The sequence below is a fragment of the Pseudomonas putida genome (genome assembly GCF_002741075.1).
Lineage (GTDB): Bacteria > Pseudomonadota > Gammaproteobacteria > Pseudomonadales > Pseudomonadaceae > Aquipseudomonas > Aquipseudomonas putida_T.
In genome coordinates, this window is sequence record NZ_CP016634.1 from 5110364 (window position 1) to 5128193 (window position 17830).

General features: G+C 63.9%; 19 protein-coding genes. 5 read left to right on the forward strand and 14 right to left on the reverse strand.

What is annotated here, in order from left to right; genetic code table 11:
- Nucleotides 1-191: 191 nt before the first annotated feature.
- Genes IEC33019_RS23850 through IEC33019_RS23885 form a run of 8 tightly spaced genes read right to left on the reverse strand, consistent with a single transcriptional unit; the run spans nucleotide 192 to nucleotide 8139 of the window.
- Complete coding sequence (locus IEC33019_RS23850; RefSeq protein WP_070092183.1) at nucleotides 192-1190, reverse strand: septal ring lytic transglycosylase RlpA family protein; 999 nt, start codon at nucleotides 1188-1190, stop codon at nucleotides 192-194.
- Complete coding sequence (gene mltB, locus IEC33019_RS23855) at nucleotides 1190-2212, reverse strand: lytic murein transglycosylase B (RefSeq protein ID WP_170831759.1); 1023 nt, start codon at nucleotides 2210-2212, stop codon at nucleotides 1190-1192. Before mltB ends, IEC33019_RS23850 begins: the two co-directional genes overlap by 1 nt.
- 5 nt (nucleotides 2213-2217) lie before the next feature.
- Complete coding sequence (rodA, locus tag IEC33019_RS23860; protein WP_070092279.1) at nucleotides 2218-3321, reverse strand: rod shape-determining protein RodA; 1104 nt, start codon at nucleotides 3319-3321, stop codon at nucleotides 2218-2220.
- Between the two features lie 38 nt (nucleotides 3322-3359).
- Nucleotides 3360-5249: a penicillin-binding protein 2 gene (mrdA, locus tag IEC33019_RS23865; protein ID WP_070092182.1), complete on the reverse strand. Its 1890-nt coding sequence runs from the start codon at nucleotides 5247-5249 to the stop codon at nucleotides 3360-3362.
- 17 nt (nucleotides 5250-5266) lie between these two features.
- The gene (gene rlmH, locus IEC33019_RS23870) at nucleotides 5267-5734 is read right to left on the reverse strand and encodes a 23S rRNA (pseudouridine(1915)-N(3))-methyltransferase RlmH (protein WP_070092181.1); all 468 of its coding nucleotides are present in this window, start codon (nucleotides 5732-5734) and stop codon (nucleotides 5267-5269) included.
- A gap of 9 nt (nucleotides 5735-5743) precedes the next feature.
- Nucleotides 5744-6163: a ribosome silencing factor gene (gene rsfS, locus IEC33019_RS23875; RefSeq protein WP_070092180.1), complete on the reverse strand. Its 420-nt coding sequence runs from the start codon at nucleotides 6161-6163 to the stop codon at nucleotides 5744-5746.
- Nucleotides 6164-6206: 43 nt separating this feature from the next.
- The gene (gene nadD, locus IEC33019_RS23880; RefSeq protein ID WP_070092179.1) at nucleotides 6207-6866 is read right to left on the reverse strand and encodes a nicotinate-nucleotide adenylyltransferase; all 660 of its coding nucleotides are present in this window, start codon (nucleotides 6864-6866) and stop codon (nucleotides 6207-6209) included.
- 1 nt (nucleotide 6867) lies between these two features.
- Nucleotides 6868-8139, reverse strand: a complete 1272-nt coding sequence (locus IEC33019_RS23885; protein WP_070092178.1) for a glutamate-5-semialdehyde dehydrogenase — start codon at nucleotides 8137-8139, stop codon at nucleotides 6868-6870.
- 292 nt (nucleotides 8140-8431) lie between these two features.
- Here IEC33019_RS23885 and IEC33019_RS23890 point away from each other — a divergent pair, with 292 nt between their 5' ends.
- Both IEC33019_RS23890 and IEC33019_RS23895 read left to right on the forward strand, forming a co-directional pair.
- A complete protein-coding gene (locus IEC33019_RS23890) occupies nucleotides 8432-9124 on the forward strand; it encodes a DNA-3-methyladenine glycosylase (protein WP_070092177.1) in 693 nt (230 codons plus the stop codon).
- A 4-nt stretch (nucleotides 9125-9128) separates the two neighbouring features.
- Nucleotides 9129-10445, forward strand: a complete 1317-nt coding sequence (locus IEC33019_RS23895; protein WP_099593963.1) for a bifunctional DedA family/phosphatase PAP2 family protein — start codon at nucleotides 9129-9131, stop codon at nucleotides 10443-10445.
- Between the two features lie 136 nt (nucleotides 10446-10581).
- On the opposite strand, the gene IEC33019_RS23900 is transcribed toward IEC33019_RS23895, so the two are convergent.
- Genes IEC33019_RS23900 through IEC33019_RS23910 form a run of 3 tightly spaced genes read right to left on the reverse strand, consistent with a single transcriptional unit; the run spans nucleotide 10582 to nucleotide 12257 of the window.
- Nucleotides 10582-11172 carry an LON peptidase substrate-binding domain-containing protein gene (locus IEC33019_RS23900; RefSeq protein ID WP_070092278.1) on the reverse strand — a complete coding sequence of 197 codons (591 nt, stop codon included), beginning with the start codon at nucleotides 11170-11172 and terminating at the stop codon, nucleotides 10582-10584.
- Between the two features lie 9 nt (nucleotides 11173-11181).
- On the reverse strand, nucleotides 11182-11898 hold the full coding sequence (locus IEC33019_RS23905; RefSeq protein ID WP_070092175.1) for an LrgB family protein: 717 nt from the start codon (nucleotides 11896-11898) through the stop codon (nucleotides 11182-11184).
- Nucleotides 11895-12257 (reverse strand): CidA/LrgA family protein, encoded by a 363-nt coding sequence (locus IEC33019_RS23910; protein ID WP_070092174.1) that lies wholly within the window; start codon nucleotides 12255-12257, stop codon nucleotides 11895-11897. Before IEC33019_RS23910 ends, IEC33019_RS23905 begins: the two co-directional genes overlap by 4 nt.
- 162 nt (nucleotides 12258-12419) lie before the next feature.
- Between IEC33019_RS23910 and IEC33019_RS23915 the strand changes: the two genes are divergently transcribed.
- The 3 genes from IEC33019_RS23915 (at nucleotide 12420) to IEC33019_RS23925 (ending at nucleotide 15462) form a co-directional block, all read left to right on the forward strand.
- On the forward strand, nucleotides 12420-12875 hold the full coding sequence (locus tag IEC33019_RS23915; RefSeq protein ID WP_070092173.1) for a MaoC family dehydratase: 456 nt from the start codon (nucleotides 12420-12422) through the stop codon (nucleotides 12873-12875).
- A gap of 180 nt (nucleotides 12876-13055) precedes the next feature.
- A complete protein-coding gene (locus IEC33019_RS23920) occupies nucleotides 13056-14789 on the forward strand; it encodes a C13 family peptidase (RefSeq protein ID WP_070092172.1) in 1734 nt (577 codons plus the stop codon).
- A 28-nt stretch (nucleotides 14790-14817) separates the two neighbouring features.
- Nucleotides 14818-15462: an oxidoreductase gene (locus IEC33019_RS23925; protein WP_070092171.1), complete on the forward strand. Its 645-nt coding sequence runs from the start codon at nucleotides 14818-14820 to the stop codon at nucleotides 15460-15462.
- 107 nt (nucleotides 15463-15569) lie between these two features.
- Here IEC33019_RS23925 and IEC33019_RS23930 read toward each other — a convergent pair whose 3' ends face one another.
- The 3 genes from IEC33019_RS23930 to mpl are packed head-to-tail and all read right to left on the reverse strand — an operon-like array spanning nucleotide 15570 to nucleotide 17829.
- Nucleotides 15570-15857 (reverse strand): YceK/YidQ family lipoprotein, encoded by a 288-nt coding sequence (locus IEC33019_RS23930; RefSeq protein WP_070092170.1) that lies wholly within the window; start codon nucleotides 15855-15857, stop codon nucleotides 15570-15572.
- Entirely contained in the window at nucleotides 15854-16483 is a 630-nt protein-coding gene (gene ubiX / locus IEC33019_RS23935) for a flavin prenyltransferase UbiX (protein ID WP_043211143.1), read from the reverse strand. The genes IEC33019_RS23930 and ubiX overlap by 4 nt, the downstream gene beginning before the upstream one ends.
- On the reverse strand, nucleotides 16480-17829 hold the full coding sequence (mpl, locus tag IEC33019_RS23940) for a UDP-N-acetylmuramate:L-alanyl-gamma-D-glutamyl-meso-diaminopimelate ligase (RefSeq protein ID WP_070092169.1): 1350 nt from the start codon (nucleotides 17827-17829) through the stop codon (nucleotides 16480-16482). Before mpl ends, ubiX begins: the two co-directional genes overlap by 4 nt.
- Between the last annotated feature and the right edge of the window lies 1 nt (nucleotide 17830).

A 17830-nucleotide genomic window follows, 5' to 3' on the forward strand; every position in this document is an offset into this window, starting at 1 on the left:
TGGGCCAGGCCCGCAAAATGCGGCTTTGTGTCGCGGCGGGCAAAAGCCGACATTGTACATGGGAGCGCCCGGCAATTCATGACAAAACCGACAGCTTGAGTGGCAAGCTTCAAGCCACAAGGAAAAGCCAGCCCCGAGGCTGGCCCCTTCCACCTTGCACCTTTCAGCTCATGGCTTGTCGCTCAGATAAATCAGTCGGCAGTGACCAGCTTGGCCTGCCCCAGGTTGGCCAGGCGAATGCTGTCCTGGGCCTGTTGGATCTCGCCCTGGCTGTTGATCGGCCCCAGACGCACACGGTGCAGGGTCTGCTGGTTACGCACGATGGAGCTGATGAACACCGGCGCGCTGACCATGGTGCTCAGCTTGGCGCGCAACAGCTCGGCGGCATCCGGGTTGGCGAAGGCGCCCACCTGCAGGAAGCTGCCACCATTGCCGGCAGGCACATTGTTGCCGCCCACCTGCACTGGCACCACCGGCGCTGCGTGTTGCTGCGGCGGCGGGGTCCATTGCTCGACACGGCCGGTGCTGGCAGGAATCGCCTGGGTCTGGGCGACCTGTGGCTCCTTGAGCACCATTGGCGGTTGCTGGCCACGCTGGGCCCACCACTGCTGCGGGTCGATGCCTTCGACACGCACATGCGCCGTGCCGATCTCGGCGTAGCCGAGCTTCTTCGCCGCAGCGTAGGAAAGGTCGATGATGCGGTCGGAATAGAACGGGCCACGGTCGTTGACACGCAGGATCACGCTGCGGCCGTTGGCCAGGTTGGTCACCCGTACATATGCGGGCAGCGGCAAGGTCTTGTGCGCCGCGCTCATGCCGTACAGGTCGTAGAGCTCGCCGTTGGCGGTGTTCTGGCCGTGGAACTTGGTGCCGTACCACGACGCCGTACCCTCGGCGCGGTAGTTGCGTGAGTCCTGCATCGGGTAGTAGGTCTTGCCCAACACCGTGTAGGGGTTGGCCTTGTAGGCGCCGGTGTGCACGGTCGGGGTGGCGTCGGGAATCTTGTTCACGTCCACGTCCCACCAAGGCGCACCGTCCTTGTGGGCACGGTTGATATCAAGACCTGGCTGGGCGCGCACGACATTGCCGCCCTGCGGGGTCGGGCGGCTGGAAGAGCAGCTGACCAGCAGCATGCCGACCGTCAGGCAGGTCAGCAGTTTGAAGGTGTTGGCAGAGAGATTTGCGCGCATTACTTGACGCCCCGTGCTTGAACCAGCTGTTCCGAAAGCTGATGCACCGCCATGGCGTACATCACGCTGCGGTTGTAACGCGTGATCGCGTAGAAGTTCTTAAGGCCCATCCAGTATTCGGGGCCGTTGTCGCCCTCCAGACGGAAGGCGGTAACCGACAGATCATCGCGCAGCGCATCATGACTCGACCAACCCAGCGCTCGCAACTCCCCGACGGTCTTGACCGGCTCGATACCGGTGGTCAGGCCTTCGTCGGCGCGCTCGCCGAGCACCAGCGCGCGGCTGACCACCGGCTCGCCGGCCACCCAGCCGTGGCGCTTGAAGTAACTGGCGACGCTGCCGATGGCATCGGTGGGGTTGTTCCAGATATTGATATGGCCGTCGCCGTCGAAATCCACGGCATAGCTGCGGAAGCTGCTGGGCATGAACTGCGGCAGGCCCATGGCCCCGGCGTAGGAGCCTTTGAGGGTCAGCGGGTCGAGCTGTTCTTCGCGGGCCAGCAGGAGGAACTCTCGCAGTTCCTTGCGGAAGAATTCCGACCGAGGCGGATAGTCGAAGCCCAGGGTCGACAACGCATCGATCACCCGGTAGCTGCCGGTATTGCGCCCGAAAAAGGTTTCGACGCCAATAATCGCGACGATCACCTGGGCCGGTACGCCGTACTCCTGCTCGGCACGGGCCAGCGCCTCTTCGTGCTGGCGCCAGAAGTCCACACCACGCGCGATGCGCGCGTCGGTGATGAACATCGGGCGGTATTCCTTCCACGGCTTGACCCGCTCGGCCGGCCGCGAGATCGCATCGAGAATCGACTGCTTGCGCTGTACCTCACGGAACACGCCCATCAATTGCTCGCCGGCGAAGCCGTAGTCGCGGGTCATTTCGCCGACGAACTCGGCCACCTGGGGCGAGCCATCATAGTCGCCGGCATTGGCCTGCTGGACTGCGCCGAACAAACCCATCGCGCCAATCCACGGCGCACAACGGGCAGCCCAGCCACGCACTACTTGCATGAAATTCTTCACCTTATTCAAACCTGTGCAATCCATTTGCGGTGCGTATGGATCGACATCAAAACGCCAAACGCTGACAGCAGCGTCACCAACGAAGTTCCGCCATAGCTAATGAAGGGCAGCGGCACGCCAACCACGGGCAGAAGGCCACTGACCATACCGATATTGACGAATACATATACAAAGAACGTCATGGTCAAGCTGCCAGCGAGCAACTTACCGAACAACGTCTGGGCCTGGGCGGTGATCACCAGCCCTCGGCCAATCAGTAACAGATAGATCAGTAGCAACAGACAGATGCCGACCAGGCCGAACTCCTCGCCAAGCACCGCGATGATGAAGTCGGTGTGGCTTTCCGGGAGGAAGTCCAGGTGCGACTGGGTGCCCAGCAGCCAGCCTTTGCCGAACACACCGCCCGAGCCGATCGCCGCCTTGGATTGGATGATGTTCCAGCCCGTGCCCAGCGGGTCGCTCTCGGGGTCGAGGAAGGTCAGCACCCGTTGCTTCTGGTAGTCGTGCATGACGAAGAACCACATCGCCACCGCCACCGGTACTGCCGCGGCGACCACACTGATGATCCAGCGCCAGCGCAGCCCTCCCATGAACAGCACGAAGGCGCCCGAGGCCAGGATCAGCAGCGCCGTCCCCAGGTCCGGCTGGCGCACGATGAGAATGAACGGCACGCCGATCAGTACCAGACTGATCGCCACATGCTTGAGGTGCGGCGGCAAGGTGCGCTTGGACAGGTACCAGGCGATGGTCGCCGGCATGATGATCTTCATGAACTCCGAAGGCTGGAAGCGGATGACCCCCGGGATGTTGATCCAGCGTGTGGCCCCCATGGCGTTGTGGCCCATGACGTCCACCACCACCAGCAGCAGCACCCCGACCACATAGGCCAGGGGCACCCAGCGCGCCATGAAACGCGGCTCGAGCTGGGCGATGACGAACATCGACACCAGGCCGATGCCGAACGACGTCGCCTGCTTGAGCAGCAGGTCCCAGTTCTTGCCACTGGCCGAATAGAGGACGAACAGGCTGCCGGCCGCCAGGGTCAGCAGGATCACCAACAAAGGGCCATCGACATGGATGCGCTGCAGGAAGCTGGCGCGGCGACGCATCACGTCCTCGCTGGAGAGCATGCGATCGAAATTGTTCTTCACTGGGCCGATTCCTGGACAACGGTGGCGGGCGCGAACTCGGGTTTGAGCCGGCCGTTCTCGTCGAGCAGCCAGGCGTCCATCACCTGGCGCACGACAGGCGCTGCGACGCCGGAGCCGGACTCGCCGTTCTCGACCATCACCGAGACCACGATCTTCGGATCTTCGGCGGGGGCGAAGGCGACGAACAAGGCGTGGTCGCGGTGACGCTCCTGGAGTTTGTTGCGGTCATATTTCTCGCCTTGCTTGATCGCCACCACCTGGGCGGTGCCGCTCTTGCCGGCGATGCGGTACTGGGAGCCCAGCGCGGCCTTGCGCGCGGTACCCCGGGCGCCGTGCATCACCTGCTCCATGCCGTGGGTGACCTTGGCCCAATCGGACTTGTCACGTAGCACAATGTCTTCCATCGGGTTCTCGTCCACCGGCGGCTTGCCTTCGATGGTCTTGGCCAGGTGCGGGCGGTTCCACTTGCCTTTGTTGGCGATCAACGCCGTGGCCTGGGCCAGTTGCAGCGGCGTGGCCTGCATGTAGCCTTGGCCGATACCGAGGATCAGGGTCTCGCCAGGGAACCAGGCCTGACGGCGCGTGGCGCGCTTCCATTCGCGCGACGGCATCAGCCCAGGGGATTCCTCGAACATGTCGAGGGACACCTTCTGGCCGATGCCGAACTTGTTCATGTAGCTGGACAGTCGATCGATCCCCATCTTGTGGGCAAGGTCGTAGAAGTAGGTGTCGTTGGAGCGCATGATCGCAGTGTCCAGATCGACCCAGCCGTCACCGGTCCGGTTCCAGTTACGGTACTTGTGGTCGTAGTTGGGCAACTGGTAGTAGCCCGGGTCGAACACGCGACTGCTCGAGGTCACCACACCACTGTCCAGGCCGGCGATGGCCACCGCCGGCTTGATGGTCGAACCCGGCGGATAGAGCCCACGTAGGACACGGTTGAACAGCGGTCGGTCGATCGAATCGCGCAGCTCGGCATAGGCCTTGAAGCTGATGCCGGTGACGAACAGATTGGGGTCGAAGCTCGGCTGGCTGACCATGGCCAACACCTCGCCCGTGCGCGGATCCAAAGCCACCAGCGCCCCCCGCCGCCCGCCCAGGGCCGCCTCGGCGGCCTCCTGCAGCTTGATGTCCAGGCTCAGGACGATGTCCTTGCCTGGCTCCGGATCGGTGCGTTTTAGCACCCGCAGGACCCGACCTCGGGCGTTGGTCTCGACTTCCTCGTAGCCCACCTGGCCGTGCAGTTCGGCCTCATAGAAACGCTCGATGCCGGTCTTGCCGATATGGTGGGTGCCACTGTAGTTGACCGGATCGAGGCTCTTGAGCTCCTTCTCGTTGATCCGCCCCACATACCCCACCGAATGCGCAAAATGAGCACCCTGAGGGTAATGGCGCACCAATTGCGCCGCCACGTCCACGCCCGGCAGGCGGAACTGGTTCACCGCGATGCGGGCGATCTGCTCCTCGTTGAGCTCGAACAGAATCGGCACAGGCTCGAATGGCCTGCGCCCCTGCTTCATGCGCTTTTCGAACAAGGCCCGGTCATCGGGGGTCAGCTCCAGTACCTCGACGATGGTATCCAGCACCTGGTGCCAGTCACCTGAGCGCTCGCGGGTCATGGTCAGGCTGAAACTGGGACGGTTGTCGGCGACGATCACCCCGTTGCGGTCGAAAATCAGCCCGCGGGTCGGCGGGATCGGCTGCACGTGCACCCGGTTGTTTTCCGAAAGCGTGGAGTGGTAGTCGTACTGGATGACCTGCAGGTAGTACAGCCGGGCGATCAGGACGCACACCAGCAGCACGACCGCCACCGCGCCGACCACGACGCGGCTGCGCACCAGGCGGGCGTCTTTCTCATGGTCCTTCAGACGAATCGGCTGCGACATCGGACGGGCTTACAGGCTCATTTGTGGTAAGGGTGCCCGGACAATACGGTCCAGGCGCGATAGATCTGCTCGCCGATCAGTATCCTTACCAACGGGTGCGGCAGGGTCAGTGGCGACAGCGACCAACGCTGTTCGCTGCGTGCGCAGACCTCCGGCGCCAGGCCTTCCGGGCCTCCCACCATGAGATTGACCGTACGCGCATCCAGGCGCCAACGGTCCAGCTCACCCGCCAGTTGCTCGGTACTCCAGGGCTTGCCATGGACCTCGAGGGTGACGATGCGTTCCCCAGGCTGAACCTTGGCCAGCATGGCCTCACCCTCCTGACGAATCAGGCGAGCGACATCGGCATTCTTGCCACGGGTGTTCAGCGGAATCTCCACCAGCTCCAACGACAGCTCCGGGGGCAGGCGCTTGGCATATTCATGCCAGCCTTCCTCGACCCAGCGGGGCATGCGCGAGCCGACTGCGATCAGGCGCAGGCGCACGGCGCGTCCTCAGCTCCGGTCCTTGAGGTTTTCGGAATAGCTGTGGGCGTTTTCCGGGCTGTGGTGCTTGCCGTCGGCGGAGCGGCTTTGCTCGGCACCCAGCCACAGGCGCTCGAGGTCGTAGAACTGACGCGCTGCGGCAGTCATCATGTGCACGATGACGTCATTGAGGTCCAGCAGGACCCAGTCGCTATCACCCTTGCCTTCTTCGCCCAGCGGCTGCACGCCCTGGAGCTTGACGATTTCGCGGACCTTCTCGGCCATCGCGTTGATCTGCCGGTTGGAGGTACCGGTGGCGATGATCATGTAGTCGGTCAGGCTGTGTTTTTCACGCACGTCGATGACCTGGATGTCCTGGGCCTTGACGTCTTCCAAAGCCGATTTGGCCAGGTTGACCAGCTCTTCGCCGGTAATTTTCTGCTTGCTCATAAGAAACTCGTTCAATTCATGAATGAGGCGCCTGGTGGCGCCGTCAGTGCGACGCACGGTAAAGGTCGTGCGCCTCGATATAGGCCAGTACTGCGTCCGGCACCAGGAACCGTACCGACTTGCCGCTGGCCAGCAGCTGTCGGATCTGCGTGGCGGACACCGCGAGCGGTGTCTGCCAGACGAACGAAATGTGCCCCGCCGGGCCGGACATGGCGGTGGGATCGCTCTCCGAGCGCGCAGCCAGCAGGTTGCGCAGCTCGTCAGGGGGTTCGACATCGGCATCCGGGCGTTGCAGCACCAGGATGTGACAGTGTTGCAAAAGCTCTTCCCAGCGATGCCAGCTGGGCAGGCCGCAGAACGCGTCCCAACCCAGCACCAGGAACAGCTGGTCGTCAGCGCCCAGTTCGGCGCGGATCGACTCCAAGGTATCAATGGTGTAAGACGGTTTGTCCCGTGCAAGCTCCCGGGCATCCACGCTCAACCGTTCGACCCCGGCCACGGCGCAGCGCACCATCGCCAGACGGTCCTGCGGCGCCACCTGCGGGGTATCGCGGTGCGGCGGCCGGGCGTTGGGCAACAGGCGCAGCTCATCCAACGCCATGAACTCGGCCACTTCCAGCGCGCTGCGCAGGTGACCGATGTGCACGGGATCGAAGGTGCCGCCGAGAATGCCGATGCGCCGGACTGCCTGGGCCTTGCTCAACTCAGCAGGACTCCTGGCCGCGCAGCTGGCCGTCACCGATCACCACGTACTTCTCACAGGTCAGCCCTTCCAGACCGACCGGGCCGCGGGCGTGCAGCTTGTCGGTGGAGATGCCGATCTCCGCGCCCAGGCCGTACTCGAAACCATCGGCAAAGCAGGTCGGGGTGTTGAGCATCACCGAAGCCGAGTCGACCTCGGCCATGAAGCGCCGGGCCTGGCCCTGGTGCTCGGTGATGATCGAGTCGGTGTGGTGCGAGCCGTAGTGGTTGATGTGCTCGATGGCCGTGTCCAGGCCATCGACGACACGGATCGACAGGATCGCGTCGAGGTACTCGGTGTGCCAGTCATCTTCGCTGGCCGGATTGGCAGCGATGATCGCCCGAGTGCGTTCGCAGCCGCGCAGTTCGACGCCCTTCTCCTGGAAGCGGCGGGCCATTTCCGGCAGGAACGCCTCGGCGACACTGGCATCCACCAGCAACGTCTCCATGGCGCCGCAGATGCCATAGCGGTAAGTCTTGGCGTTGAACGCGACGCGCCAGGCCTTGTCCAGGTCGGCATGCTGGTCGACGTAGACGTGGCAGATGCCGTCCAGGTGCTTGATCACCGGTACCCGGGCGTCACGGCTGATGCGCTCGATCAGGCCACGGCCGCCGCGCGGCACGATGACGTCGACGAACTCAGGCATGCTGATCAGCGCACCCACGGCCGCGCGGTCGGTGGTCTCAACCACCTGGACCACAGCTGCCGGCAAGCCGGCCTCGGCCAGGCCGCGCTGGATGCAGGCGGCGATGGCGCGGTTGGAATGAATGGCTTCGGAGCCGCCACGCAGGATGGTGGCGTTGCCGGACTTCAGGCACAGGCTGGCGGCGTCGATGGTCACGTTCGGGCGCGACTCGTAGATGATCCCGATCACGCCCAGCGGCACGCGCATCTTGCCAACCTGGATGCCCGACGGGCGGTAGCTCATGTCACGGATGGCACCGACCGGATCCGGCAGGCTGGCCACCTGGCGCAGGCCGGTGATCATGCCGTCGATGCGCGCCGGGGTCAGGGCCAGGCGATCCAGCAAGGCTGGCTCCAGGCCATTGGCGCGGCCATTGGCCAGGTCCTGTTCATTGGCTGCGGTCAGCTCGGCACGGGCGGCGTCCAGGGCGTCTGCGGCGGCCTGCAGGGCGCGGTTCTTCTGCGCGGTGCTGGCACGGCCGATCACGCGCGAGGCCTCACGGGCGGCGTGACCCAGGCGGGTCATGTAGTCAAGAACGGACTCAGTCATGGGCTCAGTGTCTTGGCGAAGGGGAAATCGGCTGATTATAACTGGCACGCTCGGGTACGCCCAGCGGCGGGTGGCGGATGGTCGAAAATGAACGACAGTATCTGTAGGAAAGATGTAACCACCCATATCGAATTTCCATCAAGCGGTTCGCGGACACACCCACCCCTACAGAAATCAGCGCACGACTGTGGCAGCTGGTTTACCCGCGAGAAGGACACCGCGCCCCTCGGTTCAGCCTCGATTAAGCCATTAATTGCTATCATCTGCGCCCCTACCACCACGAGCCGACAGCATGCCAGACACCGCCCCCTGCCCGGCCCGCGCCCTGCCGGACAGTTTCTTCGACCGTGACGCCCAGACCTTGGCCCGGGATCTTCTGGGCAAGGTGATCCGTCATCGCCAGGGCAATCTCTGGCTCGCGGCACGCATCATCGAGACCGAGGCCTACTACCTCACCGACAAGGGCAGCCACGCCTCGCTCGGCTACACGGAAAAACGCAAGGCGCTGTTCCTCGATGGTGGGCATATCTACATGTACTACGCCCGCGGCGGCGACTCGCTGAACTTCAGCGCCCACGGCCCGGGCAACGCTGTGTTGATAAAATCCGCCTACCCATGGGTCGATGCCATTTCCGATGCCAACAGCCTGGCGCAGATGCAACTGAACAACCCCGATTCCAGCGGCGCCCTGCGCCCGGCCGAGCGCCTGTGCGCGGGGCAGACGCTGCTGTGTCGAGCCTTGGGGCTGAAGGTGCCGAACTGGGACGCCAAGCGCTTCGACCCTGAGCGCCTATATGTCGAAGACTGCGGCGCCATCATTACGCAAGTGATCCAGACCACCCGCCTGGGCATCCCTCATGGCCGCGACGAACACCTTCCCTACCGCTTCGTCGATGCCGAGTACGCGCGCTTCTGCACACGGAACCCGCTGCGCCGGGGCCAAGTCGAAGGGCGTGATTTTTCCATACTGAAACAAGGAAGCTGACTCCATGGGCCAATGGCTCGACAGCCTGACCGGCTGGCTCAGCGCCAACCCTCAGTGGCTTGGCCTGGCGATTTTCCTGGTGGCCTGCGTGGAATGCCTGGCCATCGCCGGCATCATCGTGCCGGGTACTGTTTTGCTGTTCGCCGTGGCCGTACTGGCCGGCAGCGGCGCCTTCAGCCTCGGCGAGACGTTGCTGCTGGGCTTTCTTGGCGGGCTGCTGGGGGATGCGGTGTCCTACACGCTCGGCAAACGCTTCCATCAGAACATCTGGCGCTTGCCGTTGCTGCGCCATCATCCGGAATGGATAGGCAGCGCCGAGGCCTACTTCCACCGCTATGGCATCGCCAGCCTGCTGGTAGGACGCTTCATTGGCCCGCTGCGGCCGATGCTGCCTATGGTCGCGGGTATGTTCGACATGCCTCTGCCACGCTTCATCGCTGTCAGCCTGCTGGCCGGCGCCGGCTGGTCGGTGGCCTACCTGCTGCCGGGCTGGGCCACCGGGGCGGCCATGCGCCTGCCCTTGCCGGAAGGATTCTGGCTGGATGCAGGCATCATCGCCGGGACGCTGGCGGTGCTGATCGGCCTGAGCCTCAACAGCAGCCTGCGTGATCAGCGCAACGGCACGCGCCTGATCACCGGCCTGAGCGTTGTCGCCCTGACGGGCATATTCCTTGGCTGGCCGTATCTGCAAGAATTCGACCAGGGGATCATGACGCTGGTCCAGGAGCACCGCAGCCAGGCAGTCGATGGCGCCGTGGTGCTGGTCACCCGCTTGGGGGATTTTCGAACCCAGTTGTTCCTGGGCGGCTTGCTTACCGGGCTGCTGCTGCTGGCGCGACAATGGCGTCACGCCCTGTTCGCCGGTGGCGCATTGATGGGCACGGCGATCGCCAACGGCACGCTGAAATGGCTGTTCGCCCGGACACGCCCTGAAGTACTGACCGACCCACTGACCAGCTACAGCATGCCCAGCGGCCACAGTTCGGCGTCGTTTGCGTTCTTCCTGGTGCTGGCGGTGCTGGCCGGACGCGGCCAGCCGCCACGCATGCGCTTGACGTGGGTGATGCTGGGCTGCCTGCCGGCGCTGGCAATTGCCTTGTCGCGAGTGTATCTGGGCGTTCATTGGCCGACCGATATCCTGGCCGGTGCGCTGCTGGCATGTTGCGTGTGTGCGTTGAGCCTGACCCTGGTGCAGCATCGCCAGCCGTTGCGGGCCCTGCCGTTGCGCGTGTGGTGGTTGGTGCTGCCGGCCTGCGTGGCACTGCTGGCGTTCTTCGCCCTGCACGCCCTGCCCCAGGCGCTGTTGCGCTACAAATATTGAGACGCGACCACTTCGGTGTACTCGCAGCCGCATTTACGGGTAAATCCGCTCCTACAGGGCTTGCGCTGTTTTCTGTGGGAGTGGGTTTACCTGCGAATACAAAGGATCGTTGCGTCTACCGCACTGCACGAGCAGTTCAGGCGAACAGCTCGCCCTGGATGCGGTCCAGCAGGTTCTGGATGGCCTCGAGCCGCAACTGCGGTGAGTCGATGGCCAAAAGATCGAGCTTGTCCTCTTCCATGAAGGGCAACAGATAGCCCAGCTGGTTGGCCAGAGACTGGCACCCATCCACGGCCCGCGGCATGTCCAGCGCCGCGACCATCGGGTGTTCACCCAAGGCCTGCAGCAGCGCCAGCAGGTCGTCGTCCCGCTCGGACAACGCGCTGTCCGCCAGCTCCGGCAGCCAATGCACGTCGCCGACCATCAGTTGGTCCTTCTGCACTTCGGTCTGCGCCAGGCGAAAACGTCGCACGCCTTCCACCCGAATGCCCAGCAAGCCATTCTCCTGCTGCACGAAATCGCGGATCAGCGCCTCGCAGCCGACCGAGGCCACCACCGGCGGCGCCTTGCCGACCTGCTCGCCCTCGAGGATGCACACCACACCAAATCCACCGCCCTGTTTCATGCAACGGCTGATCATGTCCAGGTAGCGCGCCTCGAAGATCTGCAGATCGAGCAAGCAGCCGGGAAACAGCACGGTATCGAGGGGAAACAGCGGTAGCGTCATCTTCATTCCTCACGCCAGCAGGCTGACCGCCAATGGCAGGAACACTGCCGTGGCCACACCCATCAGGCTCATCGCCAACGCGGCGAAGGCGCCGCATTCGTCACTTTCCTGCAAGGCTACCGAGGTGCCCACCGCATGGGCGGTGACGCCCAGGGACATGCCGCGCGCCTCGGGGCTGAACACGCCGAAGCGGGTCAGCAACGCCGGGCCGAAGATTGCCCCGATCACCCCGGTGATCAGCACGAACACCGCCGCGAGGGCCGCGACACCGCCAATCTGCTCGGCCACAAGCATGGCAATGGGCGAGGTCACCGACTTGGGCGCCATGGTCATCAGGATCATGTGCTCGGCCCCGAACCACCAGCCCAGCGCCAGGCACGCCACGGTGGCGAACAGGCCCCCGACTACCAGCGTAGTAAATGTCGGCCAGAACAGCTGACGGATCCGTCGCAGGTTCAGGTAGAGCGGCACCGCCAAGGCCACGGTGGCCGGGCCCAGGAGGATGTAGAGAATCTCGGTGCTCTTGCGATACTCGGTGTAATCAATACCACACGTCAGCAGCACGCCGATGACCAGCACCATCGACATCAGCACTGGCTGCAGGAAGATCCAGCGGGTTTTCTCGTAGGCCGCCAACACTACCTGGTAGGCGCCCAGGGTGATGCCGATGCCGAATAGAGGGTGGTGGATGACCGCATCGAGCGCACCTTGCCAGTCGAGCATCATGGCTGCTCCTTGTGCTTGCCTTGCCGATTGATGAGCTTTTGCATCAGCACACCCACGAATACCAGCGTCACCAGGCAGGAAATCACCAACGCACCGGCGATGGCCCAGAAGTCCGCGGCGATGTCCTTGGCATATACCATCACCCCCACCGCCGGTGGCACCAACAGCAACGGCAGGTAACGCAGCAGGCTGCCGGACGCCTCGCTCAGGGGTTTACCCACCTCACCGCGCACCATCAGCGACACCAGCAGCAACAGCAAGCCAATGATCGGCCCCGGCAAGATGGGCACGAACAGATGGTTGATCGCCGTACCCAGCAGCTGAAACAACACCAGCCAGGTCAAACCACGCAACAGCATAAGGATCTCCTCCAGGCAGTGCGGCCATTATAAGCATGCACCCCGCCGCCTTAGTAAGCCGATTTGCGGCGAAAAGATGACAACTTGACTGTAACGGTGCCGTCGTGATGATCTTGCACCGCCGTACCAAAATCGAGCTGCAAGACAACCTGGAGAGTCGCGATGCCCTATGTTCCTGTTAGCGCGTTATCGCAGTATGTCGGCAAGGAACTGGGACGTTCCGAGTGGCTGAAGATCGATCAGCAGCGCATCAACCTGTTCGCCGAAGCCACGGGCGATTTTCAGTTCATCCATGTCGACCCCGACAAGGCCGCCAAGACCCCCTTTGGCAGCACCATCGCCCATGGCTTCCTGACCCTGTCGCTGATTCCCAAGTTGATGGAGGACATTCTCGTCCTGCCCGAGGGTCTGAAAATGGCACTCAACTACGGCCTGGACAGCGTGCGCTTCATCCAGCCGGTAAAGGTCGACAGCCGGGTGCGCCTGAAAGTCGAACTGGCCGACGCCACCGAAAAGAAACCCGGACAGTGGCTGCTCAAGATCACCGCCACGCTGGAAATCGAAGGCGAGGAAAAACCGGCCTACATCGCTGAGCCATTGTCGCTCTGTTTCATCTGACGCCGAGCCGTCTGCCAACCCTCTCGGGTGAAGCGCTCCCACAGGTGCACCGTTTCTATCAAGAGCACCGCATAACCTTTGGGAGCGGGTTTACCCGCGAAGGGCCCGGTGTGCGGCGCCCAGTACCTCAGCTGACGCATTCTGCGGCATACTCGATGCATCGTTTGCCCGGAATCCGCCATGCGTGCACTGCTGCCCTTCACCTTGATCCTGCTGCTCGCCGCCTGTGGCGAAGGCGAGCCCTTGTCGCCACCGGACGCCCGCCTCCCCGACGGAGGCCGCTACCGGGGCCAGGTGGTCGACGGCCTGCTGCAGGGCGAGGGGCGCATCGACTACCCCAATGGCAGCTGGTACGCCGGCACCTTCCTGAACGGCCAGTGGCATGGCCAGGGCGAGTGGCATGGCAGCAATGGCGAGGTCTACCGGGGCCAGTTCGCGGAAGGCCTGTTCCACGGCCTGGGCGATCTGACCACGCCGGGCAGTCACTATGCAGGGACCTTCAAACATGGCCGGCGCGACGGCGAAGGTACCCTGAAGCAAAACGACCAAACCTACCGCGGCCAGTTCACCAATGACCAATACGACGGCGCCGGGGAACTGGAGCTGGCCGACGGCAGCCGCTACCAGGGCTTGTTCGCCAAAGGCAAACCTAACGGTGCGGGAGTGCGCAGCGATGCCAGCGGTAACCAGTTCAGTGGCCATTTCGTCGACGGCCTGCTTCAGGGCGCCGGCACCTACGACAGCGTCGAGGGCGAGCAGTACATCGGCGAATTCAAGGACAACCGCCTCGAAGGTCGCGGCCGCTACGAAAACGCCGAGGGTGACGTATGGATCGGCGACTTCAAGGACGGCACCCTCGAGGGCCAGGGCGAGATGCTGGGCAGCGATGGCAGCCACTACAAAGGCGGCTTTCGTGACTGGCAGTTCAGCGGCAAGGGTCACCTGCAGCTGGCCGACGGCAGCCAGTATGTCGGCAGCTTCGACAACGACGTCTATCAAGGTCACGGCCGGCTGATCCAGGCCAACGGCGACATCCAAGGCGGCTATTGGGTCAAGGGCATACGGGTACGCGACGAGAAGAACAACCTGCTCCCCGACCCGCTGGACCTGGCACTGCTCAACCAGGGTCGCCTGCTCGAACAGGCGCTGGCCGGCGTACCGCCGTCCCCATCACCCATCCAGCTGTACAGCCTGGTTGTGGCAGGCGACGGCCAGCAGAGCGTGTTCCTGCGTGAAGCCGACTACGTCAGCAATATGCTCAAGATCCGCTTCGGCGCCCTCGGCCAAGTCACCCTGGTCAATCACCGTGACCACATGGCCGACCGCCCCATGGCCACCCGCGAGAACCTTACCCGCGCCGCGCGCACCCTGGCCGAGCGCAGCGGTCCTGAAGACCTGATCTTCATCTACCTCACCAGCCATGGCAGCCACGACCATCAACTGATACTCGACCAGCCCCGCCTGCAACTGGCCGACCTGTCCGCCGACGAGCTGGCCAGCGCCTTGGCCCCGCTCAAACACCGCGACAAGGTCATTGTCATCTCGGCCTGTTATTCCGGTGGCTACATCGCACCGCTCAAGGACGACCGCACCCTGATCATGACCGCCGCGCGCCCCGACCGGGTGTCTTTCGGCTGCTCGGAAGAAGCCGACTTCACCTACTTTGGCGACGCTTTGTTCGCCGAGGCGCTGAATCAGACCGACGACCTGAAACAGGCCTTCGAACTGGCGCGTGCCAGTGTTGCCGAACGAGAAAGAAGGGAAGGTTTCGAAGCCTCCGAGCCGCAGCTCTGGGCACCGCCTGCAGTGCTCGCACACTGGCAGAGCCTGCGCCGGCAACAGGCCGAGGAAGCCTTGCGCAATGAAGCCCAACCAGCGACGGGGGTCCGGGCAAAAACGCCTGAGGCCCACTAAGCTGAGTAGTAACGAAGGGAGAGACATCATGTACTTGACGCCTCAGCATGTCCTGCTTGCCGGAGCCACTGGTCTTACAGGTGAACACCTGCTCGACCGCCTGCTCAACGAGCCCACCATCAGCCGGGTACTGGCACCGACCCGCCGCCCGCTGGCCGAACACCCACACCTGGAAAACCCCGTAGGTGACCCGGCCGTGTTTCTCCCGCAACTGGCCGGTCGCGTCGATATCGCCTTCTGCTGCCTGGGCACCACGCTCAAGCAGGCAGGCTCGGAAAACGCGTTCCGCGCCGTGGACCTGGACATGGTGGTGGCCTTCAGCAAACGCGCCCGGGAAATGGGCGCCCGCCACCTGCTGGTCGTCAGCGCCCTGGGCGCCGACCCCAAATCGTCGATTTTCTACAACCGGGTCAAGGGCGAGATGGAAGAAGCGCTCAAGGCCCAGGACTGGCCACAACTGACCATCGTACGGCCCTCGCTGCTGCTAGGTGAGCGTGTGGAACCCCGGGTAAGCGAACGCCTCGCGGCCCCCTTCGCGCGCCTGATTCCAGGCAAGTACCGGGGCATCGAAGCCTGCACCCTGGCCCGGGCGCTCTGGCGTCTGGCCTTGGAAGAAGAGGACGGCATCCGGATCGTCGAGTCCGACGAGTTGCGCAAGCTGGGCAAGAAATAACGCTGACCTGTTATCGCCTATTCGCGGGTAAACCCGCTCCCACAAGGGCTGCGCTGGAATCAACACAGTGCGGTACCTGTGGGAGCGGGTTTACCCGCGAAAGGGCGTTACAGTCCGCCCGTGGCGTTGAACCCCACCCCTGCCGCTGTCAGCAACGACAGCGGCAATAACAATGTGTCCAGCAGCGCGCTGCCCGGCAGGTCCAGCGCCGGATAAGCCGGTGCCTGGGCACCAAACCGGTCCTCAGGGCAGCAGCCGCCGTTCATCGCATACAGGTCCAGCCGCGTCCCGGCGTACACCAAAGGCGCGCCGGGCTTGTTGGCATCCAGGGTGCGCACGGTCGCGCAGCCACCGAGCAGGACCAACAGCAACACCCCCACCAGCAATCGGCTCAATCGTCGGCCCCGAAATGATGCTCGCCCCAGCGCGGCAGCATGTCCTGGGGAATGTTCAGCAGATTGAGGATGCGCGCAACGACAAAGTCGACCAGGTCATCGATGGTCTGCGGCTGGTGATAAAAGCCCGGTGCTGCCGGCAAGATCACCGCGCCCATCTGCGACAGCTTGAGCATGTTCTCCAGGTGGATGGTCGAAAACGGCGCCTCACGCGGCACCAGGATCAACTGGCGTCGCTCCTTGAGCGTCACGTCCGCGGCACGCTCGATCAGGTTGTTGCAGGCACCGGTAGCGATAGCCGACAAGGTTCCGGTGGAGCATGGCACCACGACCATCGCCGCAGGCGCGCCGGAGCCGGAGGCCACCGGCGCCATCCAGTCTTCCTTGCCGTACACGCGGATTTGCCCGTCGGCAGCGCCTGTGTATTCGGTAAGGAAGGTCTGCATCGCCTGAGGCTTGGCCGGCAACACCACGTCGGTCTCGGTGGACATCACCAGTTGCGCGGCCTTGGAGATGAGAAAGTGTACCTCCCGGTCCTCGCGCACCAGGCAATCGAGCAGGCGCAGGCCATATTGCGCCCCGGAGGCGCCAGTCATGGCCAGGGTGATGCGCTCCGGCCCGCTCACTTGAGGGCCTCGGCCAGTTTGCCGTGCAGGCCACCAAAGCCGCCGTTGCTCATGATCACCACGTGCGTGCCAGGACGCGCCTGGCCCTTGACCCGCTCGATGATCGCTTCGAGGCTGTCGGCCACCACCGAGGGTACCTTGCACTGCGCAGCGGTAGCCGCCAGGTCCCAGCCCAGGTTGGGCGGTGCATACCAGATCACCTGGTCGGCGTGCTCGACGCTGTCCGGCAGGCCATCACGGTGGGCGCCCAGCTTCATGGAGTTGGAGCGCGGCTCGATCACCGCGATCACCGGCGCCTCGCCGACGCGCTTGCGCAACCCGTCAAGGGTCGTGGCGATGGCGGTCGGATGATGGGCGAAGTCGTCATAGATGGTCACGCCTTGAACCTCGGCGACCTTCTCCATTCGCCGCTTGACGCTCTTGAAGGCACTCAGGCCTTCGATGGCCATGGCCGGCGCCACACCCACATGGCGCGCCGCCGCCAAGGTCGCCAGCGCGTTGGCCACGTTGTGCTGGCCGGTCAGCGCCCACTCGACAACCCCTTGAGCCACGCCTTCGAACAGCACTTCGAAGTGCGAGCCATCGGCGCTCAGCAGGCGCGCCTGCCATTGACCGCCTTCGCCAGTCGTTTGCACGGGCGTCCAGCAACCCATGCCGATGACACGCTCAAGGGCCTGCTCGGTGGTGGGATGGATGATCAGGCCTTCGCTGGGGATGGTTCGCACCAGATGGTGGAACTGCCGCTCGATGGACGCCAGGTCAGGGAAGATATCCGCATGGTCGAACTCAAGGTTGTTGAGGATCGCCGTACGAGGGTGGTAGTGGACGAACTTCGAGCGCTTGTCGAAGAAGGCGCTGTCGTATTCGTCGGCCTCGACCACGAAGAACGGCGTGCCGCCCAGGCGCGCCGACACCGAGAAGTTCTGCGGCACACCGCCGATCAAAAAGCCCGGGCTCATGCCCGCATGTTCCAGCACCCAGGCCAGCATACTGCTGGTGGTGGTCTTGCCATGGGTCCCGGCCACCGCCAGCACCCAGCGGCCCTGCAGCACGTGGTCGGCCAGCCACTGAGGGCCGGAGACGTAGGGCAGGCCCTTGTTCAGCACATACTCCACGGCCGGGTTGCCCCGGGACATGGCGTTGCCGATCACCACCAGATCAGGCGCCGGCTCCAGCTGGGCCGGGTCATACCCTTGGGTCAACTGGATGCCCTGGGCCTCCAGCTGAGTGCTCATGGGCGGATAGACGTTGGCGTCGGAACCGGTGACCCGATGGCCCAGTTCCTTGGCCAGTACGGCCAGCGAACCCATGAAAGTGCCGCAAATACCGAGAATGTGAATGTGCATG